Origin of the sequence: Saccharothrix sp. NRRL B-16348, assembly GCF_001280085.1 — a bacterium.
Taxonomy (GTDB): domain Bacteria; phylum Actinomycetota; class Actinomycetes; order Mycobacteriales; family Pseudonocardiaceae; genus Actinosynnema.
Map to the genome: position 1 here is coordinate 24,859 of NZ_LGED01000272.1, position 6,918 is coordinate 31,776.

Annotated in this window: 7 protein-coding genes and 1 pseudogene; all 8 read left to right on the forward strand. The window is 71.5% G+C overall.

The genetic code is table 11. From position 1 onward, the window contains the following. The first annotated feature begins 49 nt into the window (after nt 1-49). Nucleotides 50-1,084 carry a 3-oxoacyl-[acyl-carrier-protein] synthase III C-terminal domain-containing protein gene (locus tag ADK67_RS47140; RefSeq protein ID WP_053723162.1) on the forward strand — a complete coding sequence of 345 codons (1,035 nt, stop codon included), beginning with the start codon at nt 50-52 and terminating at the stop codon, nt 1,082-1,084. Further along, complete coding sequence (locus tag ADK67_RS47145; protein ID WP_053723163.1) at nt 1,084-2,925, forward strand: HAD-IIIC family phosphatase; 1,842 nt, start codon at nt 1,084-1,086, stop codon at nt 2,923-2,925. The genes ADK67_RS47140 and ADK67_RS47145 overlap by 1 nt, the downstream gene beginning before the upstream one ends. After that, entirely contained in the window at nt 2,922-3,158 is a 237-nt protein-coding gene (locus ADK67_RS47150; protein ID WP_053723164.1) for an acyl carrier protein, read from the forward strand. The genes ADK67_RS47145 and ADK67_RS47150 overlap by 4 nt, the downstream gene beginning before the upstream one ends. A 130-nt stretch (nt 3,159-3,288) precedes the next feature. After that, on the forward strand, nt 3,289-4,602 hold the full coding sequence (locus tag ADK67_RS47155) for a lysine N(6)-hydroxylase/L-ornithine N(5)-oxygenase family protein (RefSeq protein WP_053723166.1): 1,314 nt from the start codon (nt 3,289-3,291) through the stop codon (nt 4,600-4,602). A gap of 22 nt (nt 4,603-4,624) precedes the next feature. Then, a complete protein-coding gene (locus ADK67_RS47160; protein ID WP_053723167.1) occupies nt 4,625-4,993 on the forward strand; it encodes a cupin domain-containing protein in 369 nt (122 codons plus the stop codon). Then, nucleotides 4,990-6,069 carry a class I tRNA ligase family protein gene (locus ADK67_RS54980; protein ID WP_269436191.1) on the forward strand — a complete coding sequence of 360 codons (1,080 nt, stop codon included), beginning with the start codon at nt 4,990-4,992 and terminating at the stop codon, nt 6,067-6,069. Before ADK67_RS47160 ends, ADK67_RS54980 begins: the two co-directional genes overlap by 4 nt. 26 nt (nt 6,070-6,095) lie before the next feature. Beyond that, nucleotides 6,096-6,659, forward strand: coding sequence for a hypothetical protein (locus ADK67_RS54985; protein WP_269436192.1), 564 nt, complete (start codon nt 6,096-6,098; stop codon nt 6,657-6,659). A gap of 13 nt (nt 6,660-6,672) precedes the next feature. Next, a pseudogene (locus tag ADK67_RS47170) lies at nt 6,673-6,918 on the forward strand (ATP-grasp domain-containing protein); the annotation flags it as partial.

Consider the following 6,918-nt stretch of genomic DNA (forward strand, 5'->3'; position numbering starts at 1 on the left):
GAGGTCGGCCTGAAACGTGCCGAAAAGCAGCCACAGGACAGGAGTGCTCATGGCCAGCCAGCTCGTGGATTTCGGAGTCGCGGGCTTCGGGTACGCCACCGGCGAGGACCAGGACGTCGCGCAGACGGCCGGTGACTACGTGGGCGATCCCGAACGCGTCGTCCGCTGGGGCTACCACACGTTCCACCGCGCGCCGGACGGCGTGACCGCGACCGACCTGGCGACGCTCGCCGGGCAGGACGCGCTGGACCGCCTCGGCCTCGGCCCCAACGACGTCGACCTCGTCGTGGTGGCCGCCTCCGAGGTGCCGGACTACCACCACTGGGACACGTCGGCCGCCGTCGCGCGCCGGCTCAAGGTCGAGGGCACGACGCAGACGCTGCTGCTCACCGAGGGCTGCGCGTGCGGCGTCACGGGCCTCGGCTACGTGGCCGGGCTGCTCGCGCTCCAGCCCGAGTTGCGGACGGTGCTGTTCATCGCCGTCAACCGGGTCAGCGAGTTCCACCGCAACCGGATGAACGTCAACAACGCCGTGCACAGCGACGGCGCGGTCGCCGCCGTGCTCAAGCGCGGGCACGAGGGCGTGAAGTGGCTGGCCACGGACCAGTTCGTGGACCCCGACCTGTCGGACTTCTTCCGCACGGAGGTCGGCGGCGCGGCCAACCCGCTCCCGTTCGACGGCTGGACCGCCAAGGACGCCCCTCCCGGGCACGCCCGCATCCAGGCGCACTTCGACAAGGACCCGGCGAAGCTGCGCGAGTTCGTCGCCACGTTGAACCAGCGCATCACCGACACCGTGGACAACGCGCTGCGCCGCGCCGACCTGACCCGTGACGACCTGAAGCACGTCATCTACATCAACGACTCCACCGACACGATCGAAGAGGTCGCGGAGCCGTTCGGCGTCACGGTCGAGCACACCAACGCGGAGCTGTCGCTGAGCCACGGCCACATGGGCGCGGCGGACCAGCTCTTCTGCCTCGGCGAGCACATCGAGCGCGGTGACGTGAAGTCCGGTGACGTCGTGGCGCTGTGCGGCATCTCGATCGGGATGCGCTGGTACTGCACGTTGGTGCGGATCTGATGAGCGACCGGCCTGACCTGTTGGAATCGTTGCGCGCGGCCGTGGCCGAGGGCCGCGCGCCGTCACCCGCGGACCTGACGCGGCTGGCGCTCGTGTCCGACCCGCTCGTGCTGCGCAAGGCGGGCAAGCTGTTGGCACGCCTGGAAGACGCCGACGGCCTGCGGCCGCTGCGGGTGGCGCTGCTCGCGACGTGCACCATCGGGTCGTACGAGCAGATCCTGCGGGCGAGCCTGGTGTCCGCGGGCGTGCTGCCGGACCTCGTGCCCGGCCCGTACGGGATGTTCGAGCTGACCCTGGCCACCGATCCGTTCGACGGCGTCGACGTGGTCGCGCTGCTGCTCGACGAGACGTGCTTCCTGCCGCACGACTGGGCCGCCACGGACGTGGACGGCCTGGCCGGGCACCTCGAAGCCCGGCTGGCGGACCTGCGCGGCCTGGTGCTGTCGGCGGTGGAGCGGTCGACCGCGACGGTGCTGCTGCACACCGTGCCGCTGCCCGCCCAGGTGCGGGACTCGGTGATCAGCTGGCGGGCGCGCGCCGCGCTGTCGAAGGCGTGGGCGAAGCTCAACGAGGGCCTGCTCGACCTCGCCGCGCAGCACCGCCAGGTGGCCGTGACCGACCTCGTGTCGGTGCTCGCGGACTCGCCGTTCCCGGCGCGCGACGACCGGCTGCACCGCTACGGCGACCTGCCGTACACCGACGGCGCGCTGTCCCTGCTGGCCCGCGAGGTCCGGCGGTTCGCCCAGGCCCGCGGCGGGTTGTCCCGCAAGGTGCTGGCGCTGGACCTGGACAACACGCTGTGGGGCGGTGTGCTCGGCGAGGTCGGCGCGGAGGGCGTGCAGCTCGGCGGCCTGTACCCGGGCAACGCCTACCGCGAGGTGCAGCGCACCGCGAGCAGGCTGCGCGACCAGGGCGTGGTGCTGGTGCTGGCCAGCAAGAACGACGCCGACCTGGTGGACGAGGCGCTGACCGCGCACCCGGAGGTGCTGCTGCGGCCGGAGGCGTTCTCCGCCAAGGCCGTCAACTGGTCGCCGAAGGCGGGCAACCTGCGCGAGGCGGCGTCCGCGCTCGGGCTGGCCACCGGGTCGTTCGTGTTCCTGGACGACTCGCCGTTCGAACGCGGCCACGTCGAGGAGGAGCTGCCCGACGTCGTGGTGCTGCCCGCCGACGGCGACCCCGCGCACATCGTGCGGACGCTGCTGGCGCAGGGCTGGTTCGACGTCGCGGAGCTGACCGAGACCGACCTGGCGCGGCCGGAGCTGTACCGCAGCCGGACGCTGCGCAACGACTTCGCGGGCGGCTTCGGCTCGTCCGAGGACTACCTGCACGCGCTGGACGTGCGGCTGGTCGTCCAGGAGGCGGACGGGTTCTCGGTGGCGCGGGTCGCGCAGCTGGCCGCCCGCACCAACCAGTTCAACCTGACCGGCCTGCGGTTCGACGAGGCCGAGACCGGGCGCCGCATCGCCGACCCGGACCACCTGGTCGTCACATTCGCGGTGGCCGACCGGTTCGGCGACGAGGGCGTCATCGGCGCTGCGTGGGTCGACCGCTCCGGCGTCGAGTGGCACGTGGACAACCTGGTCCTCAGCTGCCGGGTGCTGGGGCGCGGCGTGGAGCTGGCGATCGCGGCGTGGCTCGCCCGCCAGGCGCACGCCGCGGGCGCCACCGCGCTGCGCGGCCGGTACGTGCCGTCGAAGAAGAACGGCCTGGCGAAGGGCTTCTGGACCGACGCCGGGTTCACCGCCGAGGGCGACGGCGCGCACGCGCTGGCCCTGGACGCCGGGCTGCCCGAGGCGCCCGCCTGGATCAACCTGCTGGAAGGGAACGAGGTAGCCCGATGACCGAGACCACGGTGGAGCAGTCCGTGCTGGAGATCCTGGCCGGCGCGCTCGACGTGAGCGTCGACGTGCTGCGCGGCGAGCCCGTGCTGGCCCGGCACGAGTGGGACAGCATCAGCTCGCTGGACGCACTGGCCCAGTTGGAGAACCGGTTGGACGTGTCGCTGGACCTGCGCGCGTTCCACGCCGCCCGGACCGTCGACGACGTCGTGGCGCTGGTGCGACCCACCTCCTGACCCACCTTCCCGACGCCGGTGCGCATCCGCACCCGGCGACGCGGACCGGCCGCGCACCCGCGCCCCGTCCGCACGTCCCGCACGCCGGCACCGCCGCCGCGGCGCCGCCCGACAAGGCTTGGAGACTGTGTTGGACCACCAGGATGTAGAACTGCTCGCGATCGGAGCGGGCCCCGCGAACCTGGCCCTGGCCGTCGCGCTGGAGGAGCTGTCCCCCGACCTCGCCGCCCGCGCGCTCGTCGTGGAGCAGCACGACGACATCGTGTGGCAGCGCGGCATGCTGCTGCCGTGGTCGCAGAGCCAGGTGTCCTTCCTCAAGGACCTGGTGACGCTGCGGAACCCGACCAGCCCGTACTCCTTCGTCAACTACCTGCACTCGACGGGTCGCCTCGACGAGTTCATCAACCTCGGCACCTTCACGCCCTACCGCCTGGAGATCTCGGGCTACCTGGCGTGGGTGGCGCGGTCGCTGACGAAGGTCCGGCTCCAGCACGGGCGGCGCGCGGTGGCCGTGGAGCCGCAGCACGGTGAGACCGGCTCGGTCGACCGGTGGCTGGTGCGGTTCGCCGACGGCAGCACGGTGTCCTGCGCCACGCTGGTCATCGGCGTCGGCCGCGACCCGCACCTGCCGACGGAGTTCGCGGCGCTGCCCCGGGAACGCGTGGTGCACAGCACCGAGTTCGTGACCCGGATCGGCGCGCTCGACCCGCAGGGCGAGCACCGCATCGTCGTGGTCGGCGGCGCGCAGAGCGCCGCGGAAATGCTGTGGTCGGCGCACGAGACCTTCCCGCGCGCCAAGGTGACGATGGTGATGCGCTCGATCGGCCTCAACGGCTACGAGAGCAGCAAGTTCACCAACGAGCTGTTCTACCCGTCGTTCGTGGACAAGTTCAACGAGGCGCAGCCGGACGCGCGGACGCAGCTGCTGCGCGAGATGCACCGCACCAACTACGCGGGCCTGTCGCCGACCATGCTGGACAACCTGTACCACACGATGTACCTGGAGAAGCTGACCGGGACGCAGCGGCTGTCGATGGTGACGATGGCCGAGGTCGTGGACACCGCGCTGGTGGACGACGAGGTCGTGCTGACGCTGCTGGACCGCCGCACGGGCGAGCGCAGCGAGCTGCGCTGCGACCGGGTGATGCTCGGCACCGGCTTCGACAAGCGGATGCCGACCCTGGTCCGCGCGATGGCCGCCGAGGTGGGCCAGGAGGACTTCTCCGTCACCCGCAACTACCGCCTCCAGCTGCCCGACGCGGTGTCCGCCCGCGTGTACCTGCAGGGCGTGAACGAGGCCACGCACGGCATCGCCGACTCGCTGATCAGCGTCCTGGCGATCCGGGCCGCGGAGATCGTCGCCGACCTGGACGACGCACCCGTGCCCGTGGTGGCGCAGCGCGTCACCGACGAGCTGTTCGCCGAAGCACCCCAACCCGCTTGACCCGAGAGGAGTCGTCACCATGATGGAAATCCGCACCCTGGACCGGGACAACCTGAAGCTCGACAACGGCCTGGTCGCCCAGCGCCTGATGCCCTGGGACCTGGTCAACGCGCCGTTCGAGGGCTCGTGGTGCGTGGTGCGCCCCGGCGCCGAGTCGGGCGCGCACGGCCACCACGAGTACGAGATCTGGGTCGCCATGACCGGCGAGGCCGAGATCATCACGGAGGCCGGCGCCACCCCGTTCAAGGCGGGCGACGTCGTGCACTTCACGCCGCACGAGAAGCACCAGGTCGTCAACAAGGGCGCCGAGGACTTCCAGTTCTACGCGATCTGGTGGGACGCCGAGCTGGCCGGGAAGTTCGCCGCCCGCCACGGGGGAGCCGCCTCGTGACGACCCGTTCCCGACCGGCGATCGTCGTCGCCGCCACCCCCACGTCGAACGGCGACCTGCACGTCGGCCACATGTCGGGCCCGTACCTGGGCGGCGACGTGTACGCGCGCTACCTGCGCGCCACCGGTCGCCAGGTGCTCTACACGACGTGCACCGACGACAGCCAGAGCTACGTGGTGTCCACCGCGCACCGGCGCGGCCTGGCGCCCGACGAGCTGGTGCGGACGTCGATGGCGAAGATCGAGCGGTCGCTCGAGGCGATGGGCACGCTGATGCCGGGCCTGCCGCCCATCGACGACCGGTACCGGACGACGGTGCTGGACTTCCTCAAGGAGCTGCACGCCGCCGGCCGGTTCCAGCTGCGCAAGGTGCAGCTGCCGTACGCGCGCAATGCGGGCGCGTTCCTCTACGACGGGCTCGTCACCGGCACCTGTCCGTCCTGCCTGGCCGCGAGCTGCGGCGGGGCGTGCGAGAACTGCGGCCACCCGAACAACTTCGACGAGCTGCTCGACCCGAAGTACACCATCGACCCGAGCGACACCGTGGTGTTCCGGGAGTGCGAGATCCTCGTGCTGGCGATGGAGGACTACCGCGAGCGGCTCACGTCCTACTACGCGGCGCGCACGCCGCGCTGGCGGCCGCACGCCCGGCAGCTGATCAGCGAGCTGCTGTCCAAGCCGCTGCCGGACATCCCGGTGACGATCCCCGGCACGTGGGGCATCGCCGCGCCGTTCCCGGAGACCCCGGGCCAGATCGTCTACCCGTGGGTCGAGGCGATGCCCGCCTCGATGTACGCCACGTGGTGGACGGCGACGCAGCTGGGCAGGCCGACGACGGAGGTGGACGAGCTCTGGCGAGCGGACCACGACGCGGAGCTGGTGTACTTCCACGGCTTCGACAACGTCTACCACTGGGGTCTGGTCGACCTGGTGATGCTGCTGGCGCACGGTGACAAGTACACGACGCCGGAGTCCAACGTCTGCAACGAGTTCTACGACCTGGACGGCGAGAAGTTCTCCACCAGCCGCAACCACCTGATCTGGAGCGCGAGTTCTCCACCAGCCGCAACCACCTGATCTGGAGCGCGGACCTGCTGGCGGAGGTGCCGCGCGACCTGGTGCGGTTCTACCTGGCGCTGACCGGGCCCGAGTTCCAGCGGGCGAACTTCACCCGCGAGTCACTGCACTCGACGACCACGCGCCGCCTGATCACGCCGTGGAACGACCTGGCCGAGGCCATCGCGCTGGCCATGGTCGGGGTGGACGGCACCCGTGCGCTGCCGACGACCGAGGCCGGGCGCTGGCGCGCGGCGACGGTGCTCAAGCGGTTCCGGCTGTGCTACGACCTGCCCGGGTTCAGCATGGGCCGCGCCGCGGAGACGATCGTGACGCAGCTCGGACGGCTCCGCGCGCTGGCCGACTCGGTGGACCACCGCCGCAACGGCAAGGCGCCGACGCAGCCCGGCGACCTGCTGCTGGAGGCACGCACGCTGCTCGCGTGCGCCGCGCCGATCCTGGTCGACGTGGCGGCCGACGTGTCCGCGCAGGGCGTGGACCTGGCCATCGGCGACGACATGCCGGCCGAGATCCGGCCGTTCCGGTTCCCGTCGCTGCCCGGCACGCACGCGCCGACCGGGCAGCAGGCGGCTCTCGACGGCGTGAGCTAGGAGGCGACCCACCGTGAAGCTGCTGACCATCGAGACCCGCCAGTACCTCGAGTACTACCACTCGCGCTACCGGCAGGTGCAGGACCTGGGCGTGGACCTGTACGTGCTCAACGGCGAGGGCACCGAGGACTTCTGGCCCGCCGACCACTACCGCCTGGTGGGGTCGAAGAACATCGACGAGATGATCGCCGCCGCCAAGCAGTGGCACGCCACCGAGGCGTTCGACGGCGTGATCACGTTCTCCGAGGCCGCCGTCGTC

Excerpts from the sequence above, each read along its gene's own strand:
- ADK67_RS47150 (WP_053723164.1), top strand. The coding sequence starts at position 2,922 with ATGACCGAGACCACGGTGGAGCAGTCCGTGCTGGAGATCCTGGCCGGC.
- ADK67_RS47140 (WP_053723162.1), top strand. The coding sequence starts at position 50 with ATGGCCAGCCAGCTCGTGGATTTCGGAGTCGCGGGCTTCGGGTACGCC.
- ADK67_RS47160 (WP_053723167.1), top strand. The coding sequence starts at position 4,625 with ATGGAAATCCGCACCCTGGACCGGGACAACCTGAAGCTCGACAACGGC.
- ADK67_RS47145 (WP_053723163.1), top strand. The coding sequence starts at position 1,084 with ATGAGCGACCGGCCTGACCTGTTGGAATCGTTGCGCGCGGCCGTGGCC.